Genomic DNA, 25,494 nt, shown 5'->3' on the forward strand with positions numbered 1-25,494 from the left:
GGTATGTTTTAGCAGAGTATGCTGCTAAAGCATGGGTAGCTAGCCAATAATCGAAATAAAGTGCTGAACAATAACACCACAACACACGTAACAACCAGAATAATGGGGATTATCAGGATGAATATGAAGGGTAAAACGTTATTGGCAGGATGTATCGCCCTGTCATTAAGCCATATGGCATTCGCCGAGGACATTAAAGTCGCGGTTGTCGGCGCGATGTCCGGTCCGGTGGCGCAGTATGGCGATCAGGAGTTTACCGGTGCGGAACAGGCAATTGCCGATATCAATGCGAAAGGCGGTATTAAAGGCGATAAGCTCGTCGCGGTGAAATATGACGACGCCTGTGATCCGAAACAGGCGGTAGCTGTCGCTAACAAAGTGGTGAACGACGGCATCAAGTATGTTATCGGACACTTATGCTCCTCTTCCACACAGCCAGCCTCTGATATCTACGAAGACGAAGGTATCCTGATGATAACCCCGGCGGCGACCGCGCCGGAGCTGACCGCACGCGGCTATAACCTGGTTTTGCGCACCACCGGTCTGGACTCTGACCAGGGGCCAACGGCGGCAAAGTATATTCTGGAGAAGGTAAAACCGCAGCGCATCGCGATTATCCACGATAAGCAGCAGTACGGCGAAGGGCTGGCGCGCGCGGTGCAGGACGGTCTGAAGAAAGGCGGCGTTAACGTCGTATTCTTTGACGGCATCACCGCCGGCGAAAAAGATTTCTCCACTCTGGTAGCGCGCCTGAAGAAAGAGAATATCGACTTTGTCTACTACGGCGGTTATCACCCGGAAATGGGGCAGATCCTGCGCCAGTCCCGCGCCGCAGGGCTGAAAACCCAGTTTATGGGGCCGGAAGGGGTGGCGAACGTGTCGCTGTCTAACATCGCCGGAGAGTCGGCGGAAGGCTTACTGGTCACCAAACCGAAGAACTACGATCAGGTGCCAGCGAACAAACCGATTGTGGATGCCATCAAAGCCAAGAAACAAGATCCTAGCGGCGCATTCGTGTGGACCACCTACGCCGCGCTGCAATCGTTGCAGGCGGGTCTGAACCACTCCGACGATCCGGCGGAAATCGCCAAATACCTGAAAGGCGCCACGGTCGACACCGTAATGGGACCGCTGTCGTGGGATGAGAAAGGCGATCTGAAAGGATTTGAGTTCGGCGTATTTGACTGGCATGCGAATGGTACGGCGACAGACGCCAAGTGATTTTCCTGGCGCCTTTCGCGCTGCAGGTGCGTTGGCTACGTTATTCAACCCCGGTCACTTACTTATGTTTTCATAACTTGCCGCCTGCCTGCAACGCGAAATTCTTGGAAAATTGCGAGGTGGTTTTTATCTTTTCTCCCGGCATGTAGGCCGGATAAGCGTCAGCGCCATCCGGCTTTCTTTTAGCGCTTCTCCCAGCCGTCATGCTGGGCGGTAAAACCTAACGCCTGCATAAACGCGGCCATCACGCTGCGGTCTTCAACACCGACATCCGCCATCCACCACGACGAGACGTTGGGATTATCGCGGATGACTTCTTCTACCAGGTATTGCCCGACGCCGCGGCGACGGGTGATTTCACGCACGCGTAAGGAATCCAGCGCGCCCTGCGTTCCGCTCAGCGTCACTCTTACGGCGCCCAACAAACGCTCGTTAAACCGCGCGGCATAAATCCGGTGCGTTTCATCTACGCTTAATGAGGAGGCGGAATATTCCGGCCAGATTTTGCCCAGATCGATCTGATCCTGAGCGCTAAAGTGTTCTAAACGAAGAATGGTCAGCTTCATCGACGGCTTGTCCCGATTTCAAAAGATGCGATCAGTGTACCGAAACAGGCAGGCCAGATGCTTTCTCTTTTTTGTGTCATTTACCAGGTTATTAATTTTTTAACAACGATAATTACAGTTTGAAGCATTAGAGAATGGAAAACAGGCAGCATAATTCCCTGAATGCTAGTGAATTATTCCGCTTAATGTGCCGTTATTTTATGCTGACAAGCGTGCTTTTTTTTGTTTATCTATAACGAAAAGCAGAATATTATCTTTTCTTAATAGACTGAAAAATAGAGATTTTAATCTTATTATGCTTTAAATGCTGCGCTAACTCATTAATGAGTCAGTAAAAAGCGCACCATTTATAAAAAGTACAGTCTGCTTTTTAACCAGCAAAAAACAAAACATATAACATCACGAATGGGGATACAGGCACATGAAACGGAAAGCGAAAACAATAATCGCAGGGATTGTTGCATTAGCAGTCTCGCAGGGGGCAATGGCAGATGATATTAAAGTCGCCATAGTCGGGGCGATGTCCGGCCCGGTAGCGCAATGGGGCGATATGGAATTTAACGGCGCGCGTCAGGCCATTAAAGACATCAACGCGAAAGGCGGTATTAAAGGCGATAAGCTGGTCGGCGTAGAGTACGATGATGCCTGCGATCCAAAACAGGCGGTGGCGGTGGCCAACAAAATCGTTAACGACGGTATTCAGTACGTTATTGGTCACTTGTGTTCTTCTTCTACTCAGCCAGCATCCGATATCTATGAAGATGAAGGTATTCTTATGATCTCCCCGGGGGCGACTAACCCGGAGCTGACCCAGCGCGGCTATCAGTACATTATGCGTACCGCCGGCCTGGACTCCTCCCAGGGGCCAACGGCCGCAAAATACATCCTGGAAACGGTGAAACCGCAGCGCATCGCTATCATTCACGATAAACAGCAATACGGCGAAGGACTGGCGCGCTCCGTGCAGGATGGCCTGAAGCAGGGCAATGCCAATATTGTCTTTTTTGATGGTATTACCGCCGGTGAAAAAGATTTCTCCGCCCTGATTGCTCGCTTGCAAAAAGAGAATATCGACTTTGTGTATTACGGCGGCTACTACCCGGAAATGGGGCAGATGCTGCGCCAGGCACGGGCTAATGGCCTGAAAACGCAATTTATGGGGCCGGAAGGCGTGGGTAACGCGTCGCTGTCCAATATTGCGGGCGGTGCGGCGGAAGGCATGTTGGTGACGATGCCAAAACGTTATGACCAGGACCCGGCGAATAAGGCGATTGTCGAGGCGCTGAAAGCCGACAAGAAAGATCCCAGCGGTCCGTACGTTTGGATCACCTACGCCGCCGTCCAGTCGCTGGCAACCGCAATGACGCGTAGCGCCAGCCACGCTCCGCTGGATCTGGTGAAAGATCTTAAAGCTAACGGGGCTGATACCGTTATTGGGCCGCTGAAATGGGATGAAAAAGGCGATCTTAAGGGATTTGAATTTGGCGTCTTCCAGTGGCACGCCGACGGCTCGTCAACCGTCGCGAAGTAATGCCAGAAGATAAGTTATCCCACCGCCCGCACGCCGGGCGGGTTTAAAAAGGTTACCTTATGTCCGAGCAGTTTCTCTATTTCTTGCAGCAGATGTTTAACGGCGTCACGCTGGGGAGCACCTACGCGCTGATTGCTATCGGTTATACGATGGTGTACGGCATTATCGGCATGATCAACTTCGCTCATGGCGAGGTGTATATGATCGGCAGCTACGTCTCTTTTATGATCATCGCCGCGCTAATGATGATGGGAATAGACACCAGTTGGCTCCTGGTGGCCGCCGGATTTATCGGCGCGATTATTATTGCCAGCGCCTACGGCTGGAGTATCGAGCGAGTCGCTTACCGGCCCGTGCGCAACTCCAAGCGCCTGATCGCCCTGATTTCCGCCATCGGGATGTCCATCTTTCTGCAAAACTACGTCAGCCTGACGGAAGGTTCGCGCGACGTGGCGTTACCCAGCCTGTTTAACGGCCAGTGGATTGTGGGCAGCAGCGAAAACTTTTCCGCGTCCATCACCACCATGCAGGCGGTTATCTGGATAGTCACCTTTCTGGCTATGCTGGCGCTCACCATTTTCATTCGCTACTCCCGGATGGGCCGCGCCTGCCGCGCCTGCGCGGAGGATCTGAAAATGGCCAGCCTGCTCGGCATTAATACCGACCGCGTCATTGCGCTAACGTTTGTTATCGGCGCGGCAATGGCGGCGGTGGCGGGCGTGCTGCTCGGCCAGTTCTATGGCGTGATTAACCCCTACATCGGTTTTATGGCCGGGATGAAAGCGTTCACCGCGGCGGTGCTGGGCGGTATTGGCAGCATTCCGGGCGCGATGATCGGCGGTCTGATTTTGGGCGTTGCCGAAGCGCTCTCGTCTGCATATTTAAGTACCGAATATAAAGATGTCGTATCGTTCGCTCTGCTGATTCTGGTACTGCTGGTGATGCCGACCGGTATCCTGGGGCGTCCGGAGGTAGAGAAAGTATGAAACCGATGCATATTGCGATGGCTCTGTTCTCTGCGGCGATGTTCTTCGTTCTGGCTGGCGTCTTCATGGGCGTACAACTGGAGCTGGACGGCACCAAACTGGTGGTGGATACCGCCGCCGACATCCGCTGGCAGTGGATCTTTATCGGTACGGCAGTGGTTTTTTTCTTTCAGTTGCTGCGTCCGATGTTCCAGAAAGCGCTGAAGCACGTCTCCGGACCGAAGGTTATTCTGCCGGCGATCGATGGCTCTACCGTTAAGCAAAAGCTGTTTCTGATGGCGCTGCTGGTTATCGCCGTGGCGTGGCCGTTTATGGTGTCGCGCGGTAGCGTGGATATCGCCACTATGACCATGATTTATATCATCCTCGGTCTGGGGCTGAACGTGGTGGTGGGGCTGTCCGGTCTGCTGGTATTGGGCTACGGCGGCTTTTACGCCATCGGCGCTTATACCTTTGCGCTGCTCAACCATTATTATGGTTTGGGTTTCTGGACCTGCCTGCCGCTGGCGGGATTGGTCTCCGCCGCTGCTGGTTTCCTGCTCGGCTTCCCGGTACTGCGTCTGCGCGGCGACTATCTGGCGATTGTGACGCTCGGCTTCGGCGAAATCGTCCGTATCCTGTTGCTCAATAACACTGAAATTACCGGCGGCCCGAACGGTATCAGCCAGATCCCCAAACCGACGCTGTTTGGTCTGGAGTTTAGCCGCAGCACCCGCGAAGGCGGCTGGGATACCTTCAGCAATTTCTTTGGCGTGAAGTACGACCCATCCGACCGGGTCATTTTCCTCTATCTGGTGGCCCTGTTGCTGGTGGTCCTGTCGCTGTTTGTCATTAACCGCCTGCTGCGTATGCCGTTGGGCCGGGCGTGGGAAGCGTTGCGTGAAGATGAGATCGCCTGTCGCTCATTAGGTTTAAGCCCGACGCGCATCAAGCTGACCGCTTTTACTATCAGCGCCGCGTTTGCCGGTTTCGCCGGGACGTTGTTTGCCGCCCGCCAGGGCTTTGTCAGCCCGGAATCCTTCACCTTCGCCGAATCCGCCTTCGTGCTGGCGATTGTGGTGCTGGGCGGAATGGGCTCGCAGTTTGCGGTGATCCTGGCGGCGGTTCTGCTGGTGGTGTCGCGCGAATTGATGCGCGACTTCAACGAATACAGCATGTTGATGCTCGGCGGTTTGATGGTGTTGATGATGATCTGGCGCCCGCAGGGATTGCTGCCGATGACGCGTCCGCAGTTGAAGCTGAAAAGTGGTCAGGCGAAAGGAGAGCAGGCATGAGTCAGCCATTATTAGCGGTTAACGGCCTGATGATGCGCTTTGGCGGTTTGCTGGCGGTCAACAATGTATCGCTGGAATTGCGTGAGCGGGAAATTGTGTCGCTGATTGGCCCTAACGGCGCGGGTAAAACGACGGTGTTTAACTGCCTGACCGGTTTTTATAAGCCGACAGGCGGTACGATCATGTTGCGCGAGCGGCATCTGGAAGGATTGCCGGGCCAGCAGATCGCCCGCATGGGCGTGGTACGTACTTTCCAGCATGTGCGCCTGTTTCGCGAAATGACGGTGATTGAAAACCTGCTGGTGGCGCAGCACCAGCAACTGAAAACGGGCCTCTTTTCCGGCCTGTTGAAAACGCACGCTTTCCGCCGCGCGCAAAGCGAAGCGCTGGACCGCGCGGCGACCTGGCTTGAGCGTATTGGCCTGCTGGAACATGCCAACCGCCAGGCCAGTAATCTGGCCTACGGCGACCAGCGCCGGCTGGAGATTGCCCGCTGCATGGTGACGCAGCCAGAAATTCTGATGCTCGACGAACCGGCGGCTGGCCTTAACCCGAAAGAGACCAAAGAGCTGGATGAGCTGATTGCCGAACTACGTAACCATCACAACACCACTATCTTGCTGATTGAACACGATATGAAGCTGGTGATGGGCATTTCCGATCGCATTTACGTGGTGAACCAGGGCACGCCGCTGGCGAACGGCATGCCGGAAGAGATCCGCAACAACCCGGACGTCATCCGCGCTTATCTGGGTGAGGCATAAGATGGAAAAAACGATGTTAACGTTTGAAAAAGTCAGCGCCCACTACGGCAAGATTCAGGCGCTGCACGACGTCAGTCTGCACATCAACCAGGGGGAAATCGTTACCCTGATTGGCGCTAACGGCGCGGGGAAAACGACGCTGCTTGGCACCTTGTGCGGCGATCCGCGCGCCTCCAGCGGACGGGTGGTGTTTGACGGTAAAGACATAACCGACTGGCAGACGGCGAAAATCATGCGTGAAGCGGTGGCGATAGTGCCGGAAGGGCGGCGCGTCTTCTCGCGGATGACGGTAGAAGAGAACCTGGCGATGGGCGGTTTTTTTGCCGAGCGCGATCGGTTTCAGGAGCGTATCAAATGGGTGTACGAGCTGTTTCCGCGCCTGCATGAACGCCGTATCCAGCGAGCGGGCACCATGTCCGGTGGCGAACAGCAGATGCTGGCGATTGGCCGCGCGCTGATGAGCCAGCCGAGGCTATTGCTGCTGGATGAACCGTCGCTGGGGCTGGCGCCGATCATCATCCAGCAGATCTTCGACACCATTGAGCAGTTGCGCGAGCAGGGTATGACCATCTTCCTTGTCGAGCAGAACGCCAACCAGGCGCTGAAGCTCGCCGACCGCGGTTATGTGCTGGAAAACGGCCACGTGGTGCTATCCGATACCGGTGATGCGCTGCTGGCGAACGAAGCGGTGCGCAGCGCCTATCTGGGCGGATAAGGCGCAGTTTACAGCTGCCATCTGGCAAACGCGCCCGGTGGCGCTACCGCTTACCGGACCTGGCGGATTACTCGGCATTCGGCAAATCAGTAGAACATTTTTCGTACCAATATGTTATAGTTGAGAATAGTTATCAACTATAACCACCGAAGAAGGAGCAAGGATGATACGTTCAGGCGCCTGCATAATGGGAACGCTGTTGTTCGCGGCTTCGTTCAGTGTTAACGCCTTAACCTCAAACGATTTTGATCCCCGCGATCCTGCTATCTGGCAAGAAGAAACCGCAACGCCTTATCCACTGGCCGCAACGACCTGCGAAGTGCGTCATCATCCGGATTGTGCAACGTGGGAGGATGAAAAATCCGACATTCAGCGTGAACGCGAGCGGCGAGATCAGCGGCGCTTACAAAATCTGTACAAAAAGTATTCTCATCGTGATTAACTGCTGACGCCAGCTAAATAACGCATGTCTGGTCAGCATTACGCTGTCAGACGTGCCGTAGCTCCCACTTTTCTTTTCCGGCGCTTTCACTGCCTTGCCATCTCTCTGTCGCCTTACTATCTTTTTTTTGTAATAAAAAAGTTATTTTTCTGTCATTCGAGCATGTCATGTTACCCCCGCGAACATAAAACGCGTGATATCGCGCATCCCGGCACAAAAAGAGAGATAACCGATGATATCGTTACGACATACAGCTTTAGGACTGGCGCTGAGTCTGGCATTTACGGGTCAGGCGTTGGCCGTCACCACTATTCCATTCTGGCATTCAATGGAAGGGGAGTTAGGCAAAGAAGTTGATTCACTGGCGCAACGTTTCAACCAGGCCAATCCGGATTACAAAATCGTTCCGGTCTATAAGGGGAACTATGAACAGAACCTGAGCGCTGGGATCGCGGCATTCCGTACCGGCAACGCGCCGGCAATATTGCAGGTTTATGAGGTTGGGACAGCGACCATGATGGCCTCGAAAGCCATTAAGCCGGTTTATGAAGTGTTTAAAGACGCCGGTATTAACTTTGACGAGTCCCAGTTTGTACCAACCGTTGCAGGCTACTACACCGATGCTAAAAGCGGGCATCTGCTCTCCCAGCCCTTTAACAGCTCCACGCCGGTACTGTACTACAACAAAGACGCCTTTAAGAAAGCCGGTTTAGATCCGGAACAGCCGCCGAAAACCTGGCAGGAGCTGGCTGACTATACCGCGAAACTGAGAGCGGCAGGCATGAAATGCGGTTACGCCAGCGGCTGGCAAGGTTGGATCCAACTGGAAAACTTCAGCGCCTGGAACGGTCTCCCCTTCGCCAGTAAAAACAATGGTTTTGACGGTACAGATGCGGTGCTGGAGTTTAATAAGCCAGAGCAGGTGAAACATATCGCGCTGCTGGAAGAGATGAATAAAAAAGGCGATTTTAGCTATGTTGGGCGTAAGGACGAGTCTACCGAGAAGTTTTATAACGGTGACTGCGCGATGACAACCGCGTCCTCCGGTTCGCTCGCCAATATCCGCCAGTATGCCAAATTTAACTATGGCGTGGGTATGATGCCGTACGACGCTGATATCAAGGGCGCGCCGCAAAACGCCATTATCGGCGGAGCCAGCCTATGGGTCATGCAGGGTAAAGATAAAGAAACCTATACCGGCGTCGCCAAATTCCTCGACTTCCTGGCAAAACCGGAAAACGCTGCTGAATGGCATCAAAAAACCGGCTACCTGCCGATTACCACCGCCGCCTACGAGCTGACCCGCGAGCAGGGTTATTACGATAAAAACCCCGGTGCGGATATCGCCACTCGCCAGATGTTGAATAAGCCGCCGTTACCCTTCACCAAAGGCTTGCGTCTGGGCAATATGCCGCAGATTCGTACCATCGTGGACGAAGAGCTGGAAAGCGTCTGGACCGGGAAGAAAACCCCACAACAGGCGTTGGATACCGCGGTGGATCGCGGGAATCAGTTACTGCGTCGTTTTGAGAAAGCGAGCAAATCTTAAGTGTATAAGTGCCTGATGGCGCTGCGCTTATCAGGCCTACAGCGTTTGTAGGCCGGATAAGGTGCTTGCACCGCCATCCGGCACCTTCCAGGAAAAGAATCTTCATGTCATCATCCCGTCCGGTGTTCCGCTCGCGCTGGCTGCCGTATTTACTGGTTGCTCCGCAGTTGGTTATCACCGTTATTTTCTTTATCTGGCCTGCGGGCGAAGCGCTGTGGTATTCGCTGCAAAGCGTCGATCCGTTTGGTTTTTCCAGCCAATTTGTCGGGCTGGAGAATTTCGTCGCGCTTTTTCACGACAGTTATTATCTCGATGCCTTCTGGACGACGATTAAATTCAGCGCGCTGGTCACGTTTAGCGGCCTGCTGGTCTCGTTGTTTTTCGCCGCCCTGGTGGATTACGTGGTGCGCGGCAGCCGTTTTTATCAGACGCTGATGCTGCTGCCTTATGCCGTCGCGCCCGCCGTCGCCGCCGTATTGTGGATTTTCCTGTTTAACCCGGGGCGGGGATTAATCACCCATTTCCTCGGCGAATTCGGCTATGACTGGAACCACGCGCAAAACAGCGGTCAGGCGATGTTCCTGGTGGTATTTGCGTCAGTCTGGAAGCAGATTAGTTACAACTTTTTATTCTTCTTTGCCGCGCTGCAATCCATTCCCCGCTCGCTGGTGGAAGCGGCGGCCATTGACGGCGCCGGGCCGATTCGTCGTTTCTTCCGGCTTTCTTTGCCGCTTATTGCGCCGGTCAGTTTCTTCCTGCTGGTGGTCAACCTGGTGTATGCCTTTTTCGACACCTTCCCGGTGATCGACGCCGCGACCGCCGGCGGGCCGGTACAAGCCACCACGACGCTGATTTATAAGATCTATCGCGAAGGGTTTACCGGCCTGGATCTCTCGGCGTCCGCCGCGCAGTCGGTGGTGTTGATGTTCCTCGTCATCATTCTGACGGTGGTGCAGTTCCGCTATGTGGAAAGTAAGGTGCGTTACCAATGATAGAGAATCGTCGCGGGCTGACAATATTCAGCCATACCATGCTGATTCTGGGGATCGCGGTCATTTTGTTTCCGCTGTATGTCGCGTTTGTCGCGGCGACGCTGGACGACCGTGCGGTGTTTGAGACGCCGATGACGCTGCTTCCCGGCACGCAGTTACTGGAGAATATCAAAACTATTTGGGTCAACGGCGTCGGTGTTAATAGCGCGCCATTCTGGCTGATGATGCTTAACAGTTTCATTATGGCGTTCAGCATTACGGTAGGCAAAATCACGGTATCTATGCTTTCCGCATTCGCCATCGTCTGGTTTCGTTTTCCCCTGCGTAACCTGTTCTTCTGGATGATTTTTATCACCCTGATGTTGCCGGTTGAAGTGCGTATCTTCCCGACGGTGGAAGTGATCGCCAACCTGAAAATGCTCGACAGCTATGCCGGTCTGACGCTACCGCTGATGGCGTCCGCTACCGCCACTTTCCTGTTTCGTCAGTTCTTTATGACGCTTCCGGATGAACTGGTGGAGGCGGCCCGTATTGACGGCGCGTCGCCGATGCGCTTTTTCCGCGACATCGTGTTGCCGCTGTCAAAAACCAACCTGGCGGCGTTATTCGTCATCACCTTTATCTACGGCTGGAACCAGTATCTGTGGCCGCTGTTGATTATCACCGACGTGAATCTTGGCACTGCCGTAGCGGGTATCAAAGGGATGATCGCCACTGGCGAAGGTACCACGCAATGGAACCAGGTGATGGCGGCAATGCTGCTGACCCTTATTCCCCCGGTTGTCATCGTTTTAGCCATGCAGCGCGCGTTTGTGCGTGGCCTGGTCGATAGTGAGAAATAAAATGGCTGGTTTAAAACTACAGGCAGTAACCAAAAGCTGGGACGGCAAAACCCAGGTCATTCAACCGCTGACGCTGGACGTGGCGGATGGCGAATTTATCGTGATGGTCGGGCCGTCCGGCTGCGGCAAATCAACGTTGTTGCGGATGGTGGCTGGTCTGGAACGCGTGACCAGCGGCGATATCTGGATTGATCGCAAACGGGTCACCGAGATGGAGCCCAAAGATCGCGGCATCGCGATGGTATTTCAGAACTATGCTCTCTATCCCCATATGAGCGTAGAGGAGAACATGGCGTGGGGACTAAAAATTCGTGGTATGAGCAAAGCGCATATTGAAGAACGTGTGCGGGAGGCGGCGCGCATTCTGGAGCTGGACGGCCTGCTTAAACGCCGTCCACGCGAGCTTTCCGGCGGTCAACGGCAGCGCGTGGCAATGGGGCGCGCGATCGTCCGCGAGCCGGCAGTCTTTTTATTCGACGAACCGCTCTCTAACCTCGACGCCAAGCTGCGCGTGCAGATGCGTCTGGAGTTACAACATCTGCATCGTCGCCTTCGTACCACCTCGCTCTATGTTACTCACGATCAGGTAGAGGCGATGACGCTGGCCCAGCGGGTGATGGTGATGAATAAAGGCGTCGCAGAACAGATTGGCACGCCGGTAGAGGTGTATGAAAAACCGGCCAGTCGCTTCGTGGCGAGCTTTATTGGCAGCCCGGCGATGAATCTGTTGGACGGCGTTATCAGCGCTTCCGGCGACCGTTTCGAATTGCCTGGCGGTCTGGCGTTGCCGATTGGTGCGGACTATCGGGGTCATGCCGGACGTAAAATGACGCTGGGTATCCGCCCGGAGCATATTGCGTTAAGCTCGCAGGCGGAAGGCGGCGTGCCGTTAACGGTAGACACGCTGGAGATTCTGGGCGCGGATAATCTGGCGCATGGGCGCTGGGGCGATCAGAAACTGGTGGTGCGGTTGGCGCATCAGCAGCGCCCGGCGGCGGGCAGTACGCTATGGCTGCATCTGCCGGAACATCAGCGGCATCTTTTTGATGGCGAAACAGGACAACGTGTATGAGTAACTGGCCTTATCCCCACATTGTCGCCCATCGCGGCGGCGGTAAACTGGCGCCGGAAAACACTCTGGCGGCGATTGACGTGGGCGCGCGATACGGGCACACCATGATTGAGTTTGATGCCAAGCTGTCGAAAGACGGCGAAATTTTCCTGCTGCATGACGATAACCTGGAGCGCACCAGCAATGGTTGGGGCGTGGCGGGCGAGTTGAACTGGCAGGATTTATTGCGTGTGGACGCTGGCGGTTGGTTTAGCGGCGAATTTAAAGGCGAGCCGCTGCCGCTGCTCTCGCAGGTGGCGGAGCGCTGCCGTAAACACGGCATGATGGCGAATATTGAGATCAAACCGACAACGGGGAGCGGAAAGCTAACAGGACGCGTCGTGGCGTTGGCCGCCCGCGAACTGTGGGCCGGGATGACGCCGCCGCTGCTTTCTTCCTTTGAGATAGAGGCGCTGGAAGCGGCGCAGGCGGCAGCACCTGAACTGCCGCGTGGGTTACTGCTGGATAAATGGCGTGAAGACTGGCGTGAACTGACGACCCGTCTGGGCTGTGTTTCCCTCCATCTCAACCATAAATTACTCGATGAGACGCGAGTGCAAGAGATTAAGGCCGCGGGTCTGCGGATTCTGGTGTATACCGTCAATCAGCCCCAGCGGGCGGCAGATCTGCTGCGCTGGGGCGTGGATTGTATCTGCACCGATCGCATTGATGACATCGGCCCTCACTTTCAGTTTTAAGGGCTGTCAGTTTTAAGGGCTGATGGTTTTCAGCGGGATGTCAGGCTGCGGCGTCCCGCTGTCCTGCTGCAACATTGGCTGGGAATGGTTTAGCATCCGGTCCGGATTTCCGCTGCCGCTGAGCATTCCGCCCTGCGTATTGGGCAGCGTTTGCTGACCGAGCATACCGTTACCCGGCTGTCCCTGCTGAACCCGCTGCGTATTGGCATTCAACTGCGACTGTAGATTTTGCTGCTGGCTGCGCGCCTGCGTTTGCATCTGTTGTTTCAACATACCCTGCTGCTGAATCTGCTGCGTTTGCATCTGCGTCTGCATACGCTGCTGGCTGGGGATTTGATAACCTGGCTGATTAGGATTATTCATAGTGTTAATTGGCTGGGCCAATACAGCAAAGGGTAATAAAGCCGTAATAAGTAGTAAGCGTTTCATTGTCGTCTCCTCCCGATGAGGCCTCTTTTTAAGTGTACCTCTATTTCGCCATGATGATGATTTTTTAAGCGTTGTGGACCAGGATTAAACGGGACATACACCCATTTATCTGGAGAAAAACAACGATGAAACCAACGTTTATGCGCTGGGTGGCGATCGCCGCTCTGCTGGCCGGGGGGACGTTTAGCGCGGTGGCCAATCCTCCCGTCGCGCCGCCAGTCTCCTATGGTGTTGAAGAAGATGTCTTTCATCCTGTACGGGCGACGCAAGGGATGGTGGCGTCCGTGGATGCAATGGCGACGCAGGTTGGCGTGGATATCTTAAAGCAGGGCGGTAATGCCGTGGATGCCGCCGTCGCCGTGGGCTATGCGCTGGCTGTCACGCATCCGCAAGCCGGGAATCTGGGCGGCGGGGGATTTATGCTGCTGCGCACTAAAGATGGTGCTACCACGGCGATCGATTTTCGTGAAATGGCGCCGGCTGGCGCGACCCGTGATATGTTCCTCGACGATCAGGGTAACGCCGATGCGAAAAAGTCGCTGACGTCGCATCTGGCATCCGGTACGCCGGGTACCGTGGCGGGGTTCTCGCTGGCGCTGGAGAAATACGGCACGATGCCGCTGAATAAAGTAGTGCGTCCGGCGATGAAGCTGGCGGAAGAGGGTTTTGTGGTTAACGATGCGCTGGCCGACGACTTAAAAACTTACGGCAGCGAAGTGATCCCCAACCATGAGAACAGCAAAGCCATTTTCTGGAAAGACGGCGAGCCGCTGAAAAAAGGCGATAAGCTGGTCCAGAAGAATCTGGCGAAAAGCCTGGAAATGATTGCCGAAAACGGCCCGGATGCGTTTTATAAAGGGGCGATTGCCGACCAGATTGCCGGGGAAATGCAGAAGAACGGCGGGCTGATGACCAAAGAGGATTTAGCCAGCTATAAAGCCGTTGAGCGTACGCCCATCAGTGGTGACTATCGCGGGTATCAGGTCTTCTCCATGCCGCCGCCATCCTCGGGCGGTATTCACATCGTGCAGATCCTGAATATTCTTGAAAACTTCGACATAAAGAAGTACGGCTTTGGCAGCGCCGATGCCATGCAAATCATGGCGGAAGCGGAAAAATATGCCTACGCTGACCGCTCAGAGTATCTGGGCGATCCGGACTTTGTGAAAGTGCCGTGGCAGGCGCTGACCCACAAAGCCTATGCGAAAACGCTGGCCGATCAAATTGATATTAATAAGGCAAAACCTTCCAGCCAGATCAAACCTGGCAAGCTCGCCCCGTATGAAAGCAACCAGACCACCCACTTCTCGGTGGTGGATAAAGACGGCAATGCCGTGGCGGTGACCTATACCCTGAACACCACCTTCGGCACAGGAATTGTGGCGGGAAATACCGGTATTCTGCTGAATAATCAAATGGATGATTTTTCTGCTAAACCCGGTGTACCCAATGTTTATGGCCTGGTGGGCGGCGATGCTAACGCGGTCGAACCAAAAAAACGTCCGCTGTCGTCGATGTCGCCGACTATCGTGGTAAAAGACGGCAAAACCTGGCTGGTGACCGGTAGTCCTGGCGGGAGTCGAATCATCACTACCGTGCTGCAAATGGTAGTGAGCAGCATTGATTTTGGCATGAACGTCGCCGAAGCGACCAACGCGCCGCGTTTCCATCATCAATGGTTGCCGGACGAACTGCGGGTAGAAAAGGGCTTCAGCCCCGATACGCTAAAGTTGCTGGAACAGAAAGGGCAGAAAGTTGCGCTGAAAGAAGCGATGGGCAGCACCCAAAGTATTATGGTTGGACCGGATGGCGAACTGTATGGCGCGTCTGACCCGCGTTCGGTGGATGATTTAACGGCGGGATACTGATTTTTAATTCCAGGCCCGGTGTCAGACACCGGGCTATTTGCAGATTATGCCGTGAGTAATCGGGCTGGATTATCAATACAAAGCTTGCGCAGAGTATCGTTGTCTACTCCGCGAGCAGCCAGATAGGCGAGGAAGACATTCGGGACAAACCCCCAGCCATTTCCGCCATTTTTCGCCCACATCTGTTTGAGAAAAACATCATGGCTTAAAACGATTTGGTCGGCGTAACCCAGTGCAATCAGATTCGCTACTGCATCTGCGGTCTCCTGAACGCCCGGCGCGACACCTTCTTTTGGAAAGGTTATGTCCAGACCAATCATGTCAAATTCAAGCCATACGCCGCGGTCGAGCATTTTACGTTGATAGACGACATCTTTTCCTGAAGGGTCCGAATGCGCCAGCGAGACTTTTGCCGGAGAGACGTTCATTTCTTCCAGCACGATATCCAGCACCTCATCACCCAGTCGCAGCCACCCTGGCATATGGATATTCATCGCCGTATGGGGGTTGTTACATTGTGCCAGAGACGCTGCCCGCAGGCTGTTGCGCTCCGCTTGGGTAAACGCGGGGGATACGCCGATTTCACCGATCATGCCAGCGCGAATATCCGTCTCGCCAATACCCTGATTCAGTTCTTTATCAATGAGTGAGGCTAACAGCTCAACAGGTTTATGTATCCGGGTGCTTTCAAATTTCTCCAGATAAGGCCCGGATGACGCAACGATATTCAAACCCGTTTTTAAGGCAACTTCTCGCAGCGCTGAGGCGTCCCGCCCAATGGATTCTGAACCGGTGGCGTCGACAATCGTCCTGCCGCCTAAAGCCATAAAGTTATTGATTTCGAAGATAACATCATCAATCTCTTTGCGGTCCATATTATCGGCGCAGCAGTATGGGTCGTGTTTCAGCCCCCACTGCAGGTCAGCACTGACTTTCTTTCCCACCAGTTGCTGTGAAAAAGCATAATGTGGCTCGTCTACGACCGAAGACAGATCGTTAAACAGATGTTCATGCGGTAGCGTCAGCCCCATATCCGTATGCGCCACCGGGCCTGTTACGGTTTGCAGGAAACCTTTCATTCTGACACCTCCATTCTTTGCGCCATTTTGGATGCTCTGTATTCAGGGATGGTGGTCACAATCGCACCGACTAACGCGAACAGCGTACCGATGATGGTGACCAGGTAGACCGTATTGCCTAATGAAGGGATCAATTCATCAATTAGCACTGAGCCAAGCAGTTGGCCTGCTGTTGACGCTACACCCAGCATCAATAGCCCTAAGCCTCTCACCAGAATCGCCATTAGCCCTATGGACAGCAGACCCAGCGGGCCACCGAGATACATCCACCATGTATCGGGTAACTGGATGGTGACATGGCCTAATGCGATACGTATCGCCAGCGCCGCGCCCAGGACACAGAAGCCGACGATGAAGTTCCATGTAATGGACACCAGCATGGAGCCCGTTGCCTCGGCGACTTTAGCATTCCCCGCAGGCTGCCAGCCAGCGAGTAACCCTGCCAAAAAGGGGAGGATAGCGAGCAGGATAAACGAGGTTGAGTGCCACTGTGGCGACACGACAAAAATGGTGGCGATAACGGCGAACAATGCGCCAGTAATGCGCCATGGCGTAAAATATTTCTTCTCATCCACACCAACGCCAAAACGGTCGCACAGCAGGCCGGAAAGGAGCAGAGCGGAAATTAATGCCGTTTGAAAGGTGGCAACGCCCAGCGCGCTGGCAGATGCGCCTTCAGAAAATACGACCATCGCCCCGCATAATCCTGCAAACCAATTCCATAGCGGGATTTTTCTCTTTTTAATCAGCGTAGGGATTGAGGCGAATTGCTGGCGTGTTTCTTTGCGCGCAATAATAATAAAAAACATGACGACCAGACCGCTGGCAAACGAGATTACTGCGCAAGCATTACCGTCTTGTAACCAATGTCCTAACTGCCCATTAACGGCAGACTGCATCGGGGAAAGCATACCGGCTAAGATGGTGGCAAGCATCAGTAAGGGGGTTGAGTACTTATTCTTGTTCATACATCAATCCTTATATTTTATAAAAGGAGTAACTTTCGTTACTCCATTGTTTTTTATTTTCTGGCGATGAATTGAAGCGTGTTGACCCACAGGTCGGTATAAAATGGCCATGACATAAACTGCTGGGTTCCCCAGTGTGGGGAGCAGTCACTCATAAAGCAGGCGGTTTTACCCTGTTGGTATTCACCGAACACTAACAATGGGTCATTATTTATTGTTAATACGACATCGGCATCGTCTCTGGCGACGACCTGGTTATATCCAAGAAATACCGGGTAATCTGAGAACCCGTTAACAACAGGATGTTCAGGTGAGACAGCCTCAGCACAAATACCCTCTGGCTTTTCTACCCGGTCATCGCCGTCAAGCATAATAACTGGCAGAACCTCAGCAAGAACGGTGTTCTTATAATTGGCTTTTGCCTCAATACCCATAAATGACAGATAACCGCCAATCATGAGTAGTCCACCGCCATTTTTGACGTACTCTTTAATGGATTCCAGAGCGTTTGGCTTTATTTTTAGCTGATAGAAGGTTTCATTTTGTAGCAGGAAGGTATTACTACCAATGTCGCTAATAACAATCACATCGTAACGGTTGAATTCGTCAATACTCTCTGGAAAGGCAATTTGTACCGTGTGGGCAGGCATGTAATCAATATCAACGCCGCCCTTCCTCAAGCATTCCAGTAACCATGTGGCGCCTTCTTCATATTTACTGGAGGTGAAACTGTCATAACCTTTTGAATGAATCATATGAATATGCCAGGATTCTCCAATAAAGAGCACCTTTAGTTTTTTCTGCGTATTGTTCATAGTCTGCTCCTTGATTTAGTGAGTAGAGATAGTTTGTTTGTAATGTGAACCCTGAATACGATGAAGAACGGAGTCGTTTTCCGGCATATCAGAGGCATTAGGAGTTTCAACCGCAAGTGAGGCAAATGCGCTGGCGTAGCACAATGCGGATGCCAGTGACTTTCCTTTTGCAAGACCAGATGCGAGGGCGCCATTGAAAGCGTCACCCGCTCCCGCCGTATTTTTTACAACTGCCGGAAATGCCGGGGAATAGATGAATTGTGTGCCGTCATAAGCAAGCGAACCTTTGCTACCTAATGTAATAATGGTATTTTTGACGCCTTTCTGATGAATAATTTTGGCCGCGCATTTGGCTGATTCGATATCATTAACCGCCATATTGGCCAGCAGGCCTGCTTCCGTTTCATTTGGCGTAATATAGTCAATGTTATCAATGATGGTGTTAACCATGTCATTGTATGGCGCTGGATTGATGATGACCGGTATGTCATTTTTTTGTGCGAGACGAATTGTTTGCTGCAGCGCTTCGTAATTCGTCTCCAGTTGGACAAGAACAATATCTGAATGAACAATGGCTTCTTTCTGAATGGTGATTTCATCAGGGGAAATTGTCATGTTGGCGCCAGGGTAGATAGCGATGACGTTATCTCCGGTATCTCCATTCACCATGATGGTTGCTGTACCTGTTTGTGTTTCTTTGGTCTGGTAGATAACACTTTTATGGATTTTTGATGAGTTTATAAAATTAATGGCGTAATCACTAAAATGATCTGAGCCGACTTTAGTAATAAAATGCACATCAGAATCGGCATAGCTTGCTGCTAATGCCTGATTACATCCCTTACCGCCGGGTGAAAAAATAAATTTATCGGCCAGCAATGATTCTCCCGTTGAGGGTAATCTCGGTAGATAACTGATAATATCAACATTGAACGAGCCAATAACACATACATTATTTTTCATGGCAGAGAGACCTTTTTTTATTTTCTGCGCTGATTCATATTTTTCCAGCACATAAGCAATTTCATTTTTTGCGACGTTATCAAGAGAATCAAGGGTAATAAATGCACCACCATGACAGCGAGTAAGATATCCCTGTCCGGCAAGTTCATTGAGATCTGAACGAATAGTTTCCTTTGTTACCTTGAGACTTTTCGCCAGATTTGAAAGTTTTACAACTCCCGAAATACTGAGTTCCTTCAATATTCTATGATGGCGTTCAAATTTCATTTTTTACCTCACCGTGGTTAAATTAGTCCCGGGAGGAGTATATTGTTGTGATTGTCACCATAAAGTGATGGCAGAAACCAAAAAAAAAACAAAAATGTAATATTAATATTGCTAAAATTACGGAAAAAACGGTGATAAAGTTTAAAGTGGCAATAACCATGAAATTCAGATGGTTATTGTTTTGATATAGGGGAAGTAGGTTGCAATAACTGGAATGTGATGAAGGTTTGTGACGTTTCGCCCCACAGGATGGGGCGGGGAAGCGCTATTTCACGCGCGCCATAAAGTACGCATCAACGTACTCACCGTTGCGCAGGCCGTATTTCTTACCGGTGCCTTCGATTTCAAAGCCGTACTTCTTATACACCGCCACCGCGGGCTCGTTATCAACAAACACTGTTAGCTCAATACGCTCGACGCGCAGCCAGTTGTCGCACATGTCGATCATCGTGCGGATCAGCGCGCTGGCAATACCGCGATTGTGCCACCGGGCATCCACGCAGATACCAAAATCGGCCACGTGGCTGCGGCGAGGGCGTTGGGTGACCTGAATAGAAAGATGGCCAACGACAATATCGTCAATGCAGGCAACCAGTTGTTTAACCCCGGCTTGCTCGGTTAGCCGCGCCTGCCACATTTCGAGGGAAGGATGAGGAACCTGTAGCGTGTTGTGGTACACCTCCGGCTGGGCGTGGATCTGACGAATGGCGTCGTAATCTTTCGGTTCAGCGTGGCGTATCACTATTTCACTCATTCCTTATCTCCTGCAGGGTTAATTGTGTATTTACACTCGCTGAGAAAGAAAATTCCGTCAACCGCATTTTTTTGCAAAAAGAAGTAGACAAGTGCGAATGAGAATGATTATTATTGCCTTGCATTCAGGGGAACCCCTACGGAGAACCTGAAAGCACGACATTGCTCACATTGCTTCCAGTATTATTTTGGCCAGCTTTTGCTGGCTTTTTTTTTTGGGTTTTGTTTCAGCCTGGCTTACTTGTCATTTTGTCCCCGGGAAGTGCTCGTGCTCCTCACGTACATTTAGCACGCTCCGGGCCCTGCGCGCTTGCCGTGAACAAACTGACCGCGACGCCGACGGCTGATCTTGAGGCATCTGCTTTTGTAGGCCCGAAAAGGCTTCTCCGCATCCGGCAAAGAATCCAACATTCAGTCTCCTCACGCTTTGCGCTATGGTGTAAACAATCATCTTCAAAAGGATCGTCTCATGACCTTACACTGCGCATTTATTGGATTCGGCAAAAGTACCACCCGTTACCATCTCCCCTACGTTCTGAATCGGAAAGATACCTGGCATGTCGCGCATATTTTCCGTCGTCACGCTAAACCGGAAGAGCAGGCGCCGCAGTATTCGCATATTCACTTCACCAGCGATCTGGATGAGGTGTTGGGCGATCCGCAGGTAAAACTGGTGATCGTCTGTACGCATGCTGACAGCCATTTCGAATACGCCAAACGCGCGCTGGAAGCGGGTAAAAATGTGCTGGTTGAGAAACCTTTCACGCCGACACTGGCGGAAGCAAAAGTGTTGTTCGAACTGGCGCGAAGCAAAGGACTGACCGTCACGCCGTATCAGAATCGGCGTTTTGATTCCTGTTTTCTCACGGCTAAAAAAGCGATTGAGAGCGGCAAACTGGGCAAGATTGTCGAAATTGAAAGCCATTTCGATTATTACCGCCCGGTAGCAGAAACCAAACCGGGCCTGCCGCAGGATGGCGCATTCTATGGACTTGGCGTCCACACTATGGATCAAATTATTTCGCTATTTGGCCGCCCGGATCATGTCGCGTATGACATTCGTAGCCTGCGTAATAAAGCGAATCCGGATGACACCTTTGAAGCGCAATTGTTCTACGGTGCCCTGAAAGCCATTGTGAAAACCAGCCATCTGGTGAAAATCGACTATCCGAAGTTTATTGTTCACGGCACCAAAGGTTCGTTTGTGAAATACGGTATCGATCAACAAGAAACCAGCCTGAAAGCGAACATTATGCCTGGCGAGCCGGGTTTTGCCGCTGACGAATCCGTCGGTGTGCTGGAATATGTTAACGATGAAGGCGTTACGGTGAAAGAAGAGGTGAAACCGGAAACGGGTGACTATGGTCGCGTCTATGATGCGCTGTACCAGACGTTGACCATCGGTACGCCTAATTACGTCAAGGAATCTGAAGTTCTTACCAATCTGGAAATCCTCGAACGTGCCTTCGAACAGGCAACGCCTGCGACGATAACCCTCGCTAAATAGCCCTTACAGACTCCTCTGCGCTTATTCATATTTTTTGAACAGAGGAGTCAATTTTCACCCTCTATGATCCCGGACGGAATGAGTCCACACTTATTCCATCGAAAACATCTGGGGGTGAACACAATGATCTACTTACGCAAAGCAAACGACCGCGGTCATGCGAATCATGGCTGGCTTGACTCCTGGCATACCTTTTCTTTTGCCGATTATTACGATCCGAACTTTATGGGGTTCTCGGCGCTACGTGTGATTAACGACGATGTGATCGACGCAGGCCAGGGTTTCGGCACGCATCCGCATAAAGACATGGAAATTTTGACCTATGTGCTGGAAGGTGCCGTAGAACACCAGGACAGTATGGGCAATAAAGAACAGGTTCCGGCAGGTGAATTCCAGATTATGAGCGCCGGGACCGGCGTTCGCCACTCCGAGTACAACCCGAGCAAAACGGATCGTCTGCGGCTGTACCAGATCTGGATCATTCCGCAAGAAACAGGCATCACGCCGCGCTACGAACAGCGCCGCTTCGACGCCGCGCAGGGCAAGCAACTGGTGCTTTCGCCAGATGCTCGCGATGGTTCGCTGAAGGTCCACCAGGATATGAAGCTGTACCGCTGGGCGCTGCTCAAAGATGAGCAATCGGTGCATCAGATTGCCGCCGAGCGCCGCGTCTGGATCCAGGTGGTAAAAGGTAACGTGACCATTAACGGTACCAAAGCGACGACCAGCGACGGCCTGGCGATTTGGGATGAGCAGGCAATCTCGATTCATGCCGACAGCGACAGCGAAGTGTTGCTGTTTGACTTGCCGCCAGTCTAACGTGCTGTAACCTTTTGTAGGCCGGATAAGACGCGAAAGCGTTGCCATCCGGCTTTTCATCGTTTGTCATTAATTCCGCACGTCCGTGGTAAACTGGGCAAATCTATCCCTTTTATACCTTTCAGGACGATGAAAAAGAAAAGACCCGTACTTCAGGATGTAGCCGACCGCGTGGGCGTGACCAAAATGACGGTCAGCCGTTTTTTGCGTAATCCGGAGCAGGTCTCCGTCGCGCTGCGGGGTAAAATTGCGGCTGCGCTTGATGAGCTCGGGTACATTCCTAATCGCGCGCCTGACATTCTTTCCAACGCCACCAGCCGCGCCATTGGCGTGCTGTTACCGTCTCTCACCAACCAGGTCTTTGCGGAAGTGTTACGCGGCATTGAGGCTGTCACCGACGCGCATGGTTATCAAACCATGCTGGCGCACTACGGCTATAAACCGGAGATGGAGCAGGAGCGCCTGGAATCGATGCTCTCCTGGAATATCGACGGCCTGATCCTCACTGAGCGTACCCATACGCCGCGCACCTTAAAAATGATCGAAGTCGCCGGGATTCCGGTGGTGGAACTGATGGACAGCCAGTCGCCGTGTCTCGATATTGCCGTCGGTTTTGACAACTTCGAGGCCGCCCGTCAGATGACCGCCGCGATTATCGCGCGTGGTCATCGTCATATCGCCTATCTGGGGGCGCGCCTCGACGAACGTACTATCATCAAGCAGAAGGGCTATGAACAGGCGATGCGGGACGCAGGCCTGGTTCCTTACAGTGTGATGATGGAGCAATCTTCATCCTACTCTTCCGGTATCGAACTCATGCGCCAGGCGCGACGTGAATACCCACAGCTTGACGGTATTTTTTGCACCAACGATGACCTGGCGGTGGGGGCGGCCTTCGAATGCCAGCGCCTGGGGCTAAAAATCCCGGACGACATGGCGATCGCCGGGTTCCACGGTCATGACATCGGCCAGGTGATGGAACCGCGTCTGGCAAGCGTCCTGACGCCGCGCGAGCGAATGGGCAGCATTGGCGCGGAACGCCTGTTGGCTCGCATTCGCGGCGAAACGGTCACGCCGAAAATGTTAGATTTAGGTTTCACCTTGTCACCGGGCGGATCTATTTAGTCTGACAACTTTGAAGTAGCTCACACTTATTCACTTTTGGCACGAATGGTCATTGCGTCGTGAATGGTGCGGTTGGACAATGTTACCGATAACAGTTACCCGTAACAAATTTTGCAACTTGTAGAGTGGGGGCCCGCTTTGAGCACGACTAATCATGATCACCACGTTTACGTTCTGATGGGCGTATCAGGCAGCGGTAAATCCGCTGTCGCAAGCGCCGTGGCGCATCAGCTTCATGCCGCGTTTCTGGACGGCGATTTTCTGCATCCGCGCTGCAATATTGAAAAAATGGCTTCCGGCGAGCCGTTGAATGATGATGACCGCAAACCGTGGTTACAGGCGCTGAACGACGCCGCTTTCGCGATGCAGCGTACCAATAAAATCTCGCTGATCGTCTGCTCCGCACTGAAAAAACACTATCGCGACCTGCTGCGCGAGGGAAACCCGAACCTCTCCTTTATCTATCTGAAAGGTGATTTCGACGTCATTGAAAGCCGTCTGAAAGCGCGCAAAGGTCATTTCTTCAAAACCCAGATGCTGGTGACGCAGTTTGAAACGCTGCAAGAGCCGGGTGCCGACGAACGCGATGTTCTGGTGGTGGATATCGACCAGCCGCTGGAAGGCGTCGTGGCGAGCACCATTGAGGTCATCAATAAAGGCAGTACGCTGTGAGTACATTAACACTGGTTTTAACCGCCGTCGGTTCCGTCTTACTGCTGCTATTTCTCGTGATGAAGGCGCGTATGCACGCCTTCGTCGCGTTAATGGTCGTCTCAATGGGCGCGGGGCTTTTTTCAGGGATGCCGCTTGATAAAATCGCCGCGACCATGGAAAAAGGGATGGGCGGCACGCTGGGATTCCTGGCGATTGTGGTCGCGCTGGGGGCGATGTTCGGCAAGATTCTGCATGAAACCGGCGCGGTCGATCAGATAGCCGTCAAGATGCTTAAATCCTTTGGCCATAACCGCGCGCACTATGCGATTGGCCTTGCCGGGCTGATTTGCGCGCTCCCGCTGTTCTTTGAAGTGGCGATTGTGCTGCTGATAAGTGTGGCATTCTCTATGGCGCGTCATACCGGCACAAACCTGGTGAAGCTGGTCATTCCGCTGTTTGCGGGCGTGGCGGCAGCCGCGGCGTTTTTGTTGCCTGGGCCTGCGCCGATGCTGCTGGCTTCCCAGATGCATGCTGATTTCGGCTGGATGATCCTGATTGGGCTGTGCGCCGCCATTCCTGGCATGATTATCGCCGGGCCGCTGTGGGGGAATTTTATCAGCCGTTACGTTGAGCTGCGTATTCCTGACGACATTACCGAGCCGCATCTGGGTGAAGGTAAAATGCCTTCTTTCGGCTTCAGCCTGTCGCTGATTCTGTTGCCGTTGGTGCTGGTAGGGCTGAAAACGATCGCCGCGCGTTTTGTGCCGGAAGGTTCCACCGCTTACGAATGGTTTGAGTTTATCGGCCACCCCTTCACTGCGATTCTGGTCGCTTGTCTGGTAGCGATTTACGGCCTGGCGATGCGCCAGGGGATGCCGAAAGACAAAGTGATGGAAATCTGCGGCCACGCGCTGCAACCGGCGGGCATTATCCTGCTGGTGATTGGCGCAGGCGGGGTGTTCAAACAGGTACTGGTTGACTCTGGCGTCGGCCCGGCGCTGGGCGAAGCGTTAACCGGTATGGGACTGCCGATTGCCATTACCTGCTTTGTGCTGGCGGCGGCGGTGCGCATCATTCAGGGTTCCGCGACCGTGGCGTGTTTAACCGCGGTCGGTCTGGTGATGCCGGTCATTGAGCAACTGAATTTCTCCGGCGCGCAGATGGCGGCGCTCTCTATCTGTATCGCCGGCGGTTCAATTGTGGTTTCTCATGTTAACGACGCCGGTTTCTGGCTGTTCGGTAAATTTACCGGCGCGACCGAAGCACAGACGCTGAAGACCTGGACGATGATGGAAACTATCCTCGGTACGGTCGGCGCGATTGTCGGAATGATTGCGTTTCAGTTGCTGAGCTGAGTCTTGTTGCCCGGTGGCGCTGTGCTTACCGGGCCTGGAAACGGGCACATATCGACACCGTAAGCCGGGTAAGGCGTAATCGCTACCCGGTTTTTTTATTGAGGTGTGCATGGCAATCGCCCAACGACGTTTTGCCTCGCCATGTTTCAGTACGCGCATAAAAACAGGCAAATTTCTACGCTGATCCATAATTAGGATCAA

Annotated in this window: 26 protein-coding genes and 1 pseudogene; 18 read left to right on the forward strand and 9 right to left on the reverse strand. The window is 53.0% G+C overall.

All coding sequences use genetic code 11. From position 1 onward, the window contains the following. The first annotated feature begins 117 nt into the window (after positions 1-117). Positions 118-1,221, forward strand: a complete 1,104-nt coding sequence (gene livJ, locus HV477_RS12490; RefSeq protein ID WP_072276828.1) for a branched chain amino acid ABC transporter substrate-binding protein LivJ — start codon at positions 118-120, stop codon at positions 1,219-1,221. Between the two features lie 70 nt (positions 1,222-1,291). Here livJ and HV477_RS12495 read toward each other — a convergent pair whose 3' ends face one another. Continuing rightward, positions 1,292-1,426 (reverse strand): hypothetical protein, encoded by a 135-nt coding sequence (locus HV477_RS12495; RefSeq protein ID WP_001517957.1) that lies wholly within the window; start codon positions 1,424-1,426, stop codon positions 1,292-1,294. Next, a complete protein-coding gene (panM, locus tag HV477_RS12500) occupies positions 1,404-1,787 on the reverse strand; it encodes an aspartate 1-decarboxylase autocleavage activator PanM (protein ID WP_000778873.1) in 384 nt (127 codons plus the stop codon). Before panM ends, HV477_RS12495 begins: the two co-directional genes overlap by 23 nt. A gap of 421 nt (positions 1,788-2,208) precedes the next feature. On the opposite strand from panM, the gene livK reads away from it, so the two are divergent. The 11 genes from livK to ugpQ all read left to right on the forward strand — a co-directional run bounded on the left by livK (position 2,209) and on the right by ugpQ (position 12,691). Continuing rightward, the gene (gene livK / locus HV477_RS12505) at positions 2,209-3,318 is read left to right on the forward strand and encodes a high-affinity branched-chain amino acid ABC transporter substrate-binding protein LivK (protein ID WP_000822976.1); all 1,110 of its coding nucleotides are present in this window, start codon (positions 2,209-2,211) and stop codon (positions 3,316-3,318) included. A gap of 59 nt (positions 3,319-3,377) precedes the next feature. Further along, complete coding sequence (livH, locus tag HV477_RS12510) at positions 3,378-4,304, forward strand: high-affinity branched-chain amino acid ABC transporter permease LivH (protein WP_000003007.1); 927 nt, start codon at positions 3,378-3,380, stop codon at positions 4,302-4,304. Continuing rightward, the gene (livM, locus tag HV477_RS12515; protein WP_079898868.1) at positions 4,301-5,578 is read left to right on the forward strand and encodes a branched chain amino acid ABC transporter permease LivM; all 1,278 of its coding nucleotides are present in this window, start codon (positions 4,301-4,303) and stop codon (positions 5,576-5,578) included. Before livH ends, livM begins: the two co-directional genes overlap by 4 nt. Continuing rightward, positions 5,575-6,342: a high-affinity branched-chain amino acid ABC transporter ATP-binding protein LivG gene (livG, locus tag HV477_RS12520; protein ID WP_175065039.1), complete on the forward strand. Its 768-nt coding sequence runs from the start codon at positions 5,575-5,577 to the stop codon at positions 6,340-6,342. The genes livM and livG overlap by 4 nt, the downstream gene beginning before the upstream one ends. 1 nt (position 6,343) lies before the next feature. Then, positions 6,344-7,057, forward strand: coding sequence for a high-affinity branched-chain amino acid ABC transporter ATP-binding protein LivF (livF, locus tag HV477_RS12525; RefSeq protein WP_000416114.1), 714 nt, complete (start codon positions 6,344-6,346; stop codon positions 7,055-7,057). 163 nt (positions 7,058-7,220) lie between these two features. Further along, positions 7,221-7,499: a hypothetical protein gene (locus tag HV477_RS12530; RefSeq protein ID WP_000621260.1), complete on the forward strand. Its 279-nt coding sequence runs from the start codon at positions 7,221-7,223 to the stop codon at positions 7,497-7,499. Positions 7,500-7,731: 232 nt separating this feature from the next. Continuing rightward, on the forward strand, positions 7,732-9,048 hold the full coding sequence (ugpB, locus tag HV477_RS12535) for a sn-glycerol-3-phosphate ABC transporter substrate-binding protein UgpB (RefSeq protein ID WP_000624747.1): 1,317 nt from the start codon (positions 7,732-7,734) through the stop codon (positions 9,046-9,048). A 104-nt stretch (positions 9,049-9,152) separates the two neighbouring features. Beyond that, complete coding sequence (gene ugpA, locus HV477_RS12540) at positions 9,153-10,040, forward strand: sn-glycerol-3-phosphate ABC transporter permease UgpA (protein ID WP_000099303.1); 888 nt, start codon at positions 9,153-9,155, stop codon at positions 10,038-10,040. After that, on the forward strand, positions 10,037-10,882 hold the full coding sequence (gene ugpE, locus HV477_RS12545; protein WP_000572196.1) for a sn-glycerol-3-phosphate ABC transporter permease UgpE: 846 nt from the start codon (positions 10,037-10,039) through the stop codon (positions 10,880-10,882). Before ugpA ends, ugpE begins: the two co-directional genes overlap by 4 nt. A gap of 1 nt (position 10,883) precedes the next feature. Next, on the forward strand, positions 10,884-11,954 hold the full coding sequence (locus tag HV477_RS12550) for a sn-glycerol-3-phosphate import ATP-binding protein UgpC (protein ID WP_000907836.1): 1,071 nt from the start codon (positions 10,884-10,886) through the stop codon (positions 11,952-11,954). Next, a complete protein-coding gene (ugpQ, locus tag HV477_RS12555; protein ID WP_023233974.1) occupies positions 11,951-12,691 on the forward strand; it encodes a glycerophosphodiester phosphodiesterase in 741 nt (246 codons plus the stop codon). The genes HV477_RS12550 and ugpQ overlap by 4 nt, the downstream gene beginning before the upstream one ends. A 12-nt stretch (positions 12,692-12,703) precedes the next feature. On the opposite strand, the gene HV477_RS12560 is transcribed toward ugpQ, so the two are convergent. Then, positions 12,704-13,120: a DUF2756 family protein gene (locus HV477_RS12560; protein WP_000826041.1), complete on the reverse strand. Its 417-nt coding sequence runs from the start codon at positions 13,118-13,120 to the stop codon at positions 12,704-12,706. 125 nt (positions 13,121-13,245) lie between these two features. Here HV477_RS12560 and ggt point away from each other — a divergent pair, with 125 nt between their 5' ends. Continuing rightward, positions 13,246-14,988 carry a gamma-glutamyltransferase gene (gene ggt, locus HV477_RS12565; RefSeq protein ID WP_079898866.1) on the forward strand — a complete coding sequence of 581 codons (1,743 nt, stop codon included), beginning with the start codon at positions 13,246-13,248 and terminating at the stop codon, positions 14,986-14,988. 44 nt (positions 14,989-15,032) lie between these two features. Here ggt and HV477_RS12570 read toward each other — a convergent pair whose 3' ends face one another. The 5 genes from HV477_RS12570 to yhhY all read right to left on the reverse strand — a co-directional run bounded on the left by HV477_RS12570 (position 15,033) and on the right by yhhY (position 19,834). Next, positions 15,033-16,067, reverse strand: a complete 1,035-nt coding sequence (locus HV477_RS12570; RefSeq protein ID WP_000675705.1) for a phosphotriesterase — start codon at positions 16,065-16,067, stop codon at positions 15,033-15,035. Next, positions 16,064-17,035: a DMT family transporter gene (locus HV477_RS12575; RefSeq protein ID WP_023227427.1), complete on the reverse strand. Its 972-nt coding sequence runs from the start codon at positions 17,033-17,035 to the stop codon at positions 16,064-16,066. Before HV477_RS12575 ends, HV477_RS12570 begins: the two co-directional genes overlap by 4 nt. 53 nt (positions 17,036-17,088) lie before the next feature. Beyond that, a complete protein-coding gene (locus HV477_RS12580) occupies positions 17,089-17,850 on the reverse strand; it encodes a glutamine amidotransferase (protein ID WP_079898865.1) in 762 nt (253 codons plus the stop codon). Positions 17,851-17,865: 15 nt separating this feature from the next. Then, positions 17,866-19,080, reverse strand: a complete 1,215-nt coding sequence (locus HV477_RS12585) for a PfkB family carbohydrate kinase (RefSeq protein ID WP_079898864.1) — start codon at positions 19,078-19,080, stop codon at positions 17,866-17,868. A 265-nt stretch (positions 19,081-19,345) separates the two neighbouring features. Continuing rightward, a complete protein-coding gene (yhhY, locus tag HV477_RS12590) occupies positions 19,346-19,834 on the reverse strand; it encodes an N-acetyltransferase (protein WP_001290279.1) in 489 nt (162 codons plus the stop codon). A gap of 468 nt (positions 19,835-20,302) precedes the next feature. Here yhhY and HV477_RS12595 point away from each other — a divergent pair, with 468 nt between their 5' ends. The 5 genes from HV477_RS12595 (at position 20,303) to gntU (ending at position 25,293) form a co-directional block, all read left to right on the forward strand. Continuing rightward, entirely contained in the window at positions 20,303-21,340 is a 1,038-nt protein-coding gene (locus HV477_RS12595; RefSeq protein WP_000172399.1) for an oxidoreductase, read from the forward strand. A 123-nt stretch (positions 21,341-21,463) separates the two neighbouring features. Next, complete coding sequence (locus tag HV477_RS12600; RefSeq protein ID WP_079898863.1) at positions 21,464-22,159, forward strand: pirin family protein; 696 nt, start codon at positions 21,464-21,466, stop codon at positions 22,157-22,159. Between the two features lie 129 nt (positions 22,160-22,288). Beyond that, positions 22,289-23,284, forward strand: a complete 996-nt coding sequence (gene gntR, locus HV477_RS12605) for a gluconate operon transcriptional repressor GntR (protein ID WP_000730239.1) — start codon at positions 22,289-22,291, stop codon at positions 23,282-23,284. Between the two features lie 138 nt (positions 23,285-23,422). Continuing rightward, positions 23,423-23,956 (forward strand): gluconokinase, encoded by a 534-nt coding sequence (gene gntK, locus HV477_RS12610; RefSeq protein WP_000108342.1) that lies wholly within the window; start codon positions 23,423-23,425, stop codon positions 23,954-23,956. Then, entirely contained in the window at positions 23,953-25,293 is a 1,341-nt protein-coding gene (gene gntU, locus HV477_RS12615) for a gluconate transporter (protein WP_000105950.1), read from the forward strand. The genes gntK and gntU overlap by 4 nt, the downstream gene beginning before the upstream one ends. A gap of 114 nt (positions 25,294-25,407) precedes the next feature. Here the strand turns inward: gntU and HV477_RS29010 are convergent. Continuing rightward, positions 25,408-25,482, reverse strand: a pseudogene (locus HV477_RS29010) (MarC family protein); the annotation flags it as partial. Between the last annotated feature and the right edge of the window lie 12 nt (positions 25,483-25,494).

It is taken from the genome of Salmonella sp. SG203, from assembly GCF_013350575.1.
Lineage (GTDB): Bacteria > Pseudomonadota > Gammaproteobacteria > Enterobacterales > Enterobacteriaceae > Salmonella > Salmonella enterica.

Bases quoted from the DNA above. Each gene is read 5' to 3' on its own strand.
- HV477_RS12585 (WP_079898864.1), bottom strand. From the start codon at position 19,080: ATGAAATTTGAACGCCATCATAGAATATTGAAGGAACTCAGTATTTCG.
- HV477_RS12575 (WP_023227427.1), bottom strand. From the start codon at position 17,035: ATGAACAAGAATAAGTACTCAACCCCCTTACTGATGCTTGCCACCATC.
- livH (WP_000003007.1), top strand. From the start codon at position 3,378: ATGTCCGAGCAGTTTCTCTATTTCTTGCAGCAGATGTTTAACGGCGTC.
- ugpB (WP_000624747.1), top strand. From the start codon at position 7,732: ATGATATCGTTACGACATACAGCTTTAGGACTGGCGCTGAGTCTGGCA.
- HV477_RS12580 (WP_079898865.1), bottom strand. From the start codon at position 17,850: ATGAACAATACGCAGAAAAAACTAAAGGTGCTCTTTATTGGAGAATCC.
- HV477_RS12550 (WP_000907836.1), top strand. From the start codon at position 10,884: ATGGCTGGTTTAAAACTACAGGCAGTAACCAAAAGCTGGGACGGCAAA.
- livF (WP_000416114.1), top strand. From the start codon at position 6,344: ATGGAAAAAACGATGTTAACGTTTGAAAAAGTCAGCGCCCACTACGGC.
- HV477_RS12530 (WP_000621260.1), top strand. From the start codon at position 7,221: ATGATACGTTCAGGCGCCTGCATAATGGGAACGCTGTTGTTCGCGGCT.
- HV477_RS12570 (WP_000675705.1), bottom strand. From the start codon at position 16,067: ATGAAAGGTTTCCTGCAAACCGTAACAGGCCCGGTGGCGCATACGGAT.
- HV477_RS12560 (WP_000826041.1), bottom strand. From the start codon at position 13,120: ATGAAACGCTTACTACTTATTACGGCTTTATTACCCTTTGCTGTATTG.
- HV477_RS12495 (WP_001517957.1), bottom strand. From the start codon at position 1,426: ATGACGGCTGGGAGAAGCGCTAAAAGAAAGCCGGATGGCGCTGACGCT.
- livK (WP_000822976.1), top strand. From the start codon at position 2,209: ATGAAACGGAAAGCGAAAACAATAATCGCAGGGATTGTTGCATTAGCA.
- livM (WP_079898868.1), top strand. From the start codon at position 4,301: ATGAAACCGATGCATATTGCGATGGCTCTGTTCTCTGCGGCGATGTTC.
- panM (WP_000778873.1), bottom strand. From the start codon at position 1,787: ATGAAGCTGACCATTCTTCGTTTAGAACACTTTAGCGCTCAGGATCAG.
- ugpQ (WP_023233974.1), top strand. From the start codon at position 11,951: ATGAGTAACTGGCCTTATCCCCACATTGTCGCCCATCGCGGCGGCGGT.
- gntR (WP_000730239.1), top strand. From the start codon at position 22,289: ATGAAAAAGAAAAGACCCGTACTTCAGGATGTAGCCGACCGCGTGGGC.
- ggt (WP_079898866.1), top strand. From the start codon at position 13,246: ATGAAACCAACGTTTATGCGCTGGGTGGCGATCGCCGCTCTGCTGGCC.
- yhhY (WP_001290279.1), bottom strand. From the start codon at position 19,834: ATGAGTGAAATAGTGATACGCCACGCTGAACCGAAAGATTACGACGCC.
- livJ (WP_072276828.1), top strand. From the start codon at position 118: ATGAATATGAAGGGTAAAACGTTATTGGCAGGATGTATCGCCCTGTCA.
- livG (WP_175065039.1), top strand. From the start codon at position 5,575: ATGAGTCAGCCATTATTAGCGGTTAACGGCCTGATGATGCGCTTTGGC.
- HV477_RS12595 (WP_000172399.1), top strand. From the start codon at position 20,303: ATGACCTTACACTGCGCATTTATTGGATTCGGCAAAAGTACCACCCGT.
- ugpE (WP_000572196.1), top strand. From the start codon at position 10,037: ATGATAGAGAATCGTCGCGGGCTGACAATATTCAGCCATACCATGCTG.
- ugpA (WP_000099303.1), top strand. From the start codon at position 9,153: ATGTCATCATCCCGTCCGGTGTTCCGCTCGCGCTGGCTGCCGTATTTA.
- HV477_RS12600 (WP_079898863.1), top strand. From the start codon at position 21,464: ATGATCTACTTACGCAAAGCAAACGACCGCGGTCATGCGAATCATGGC.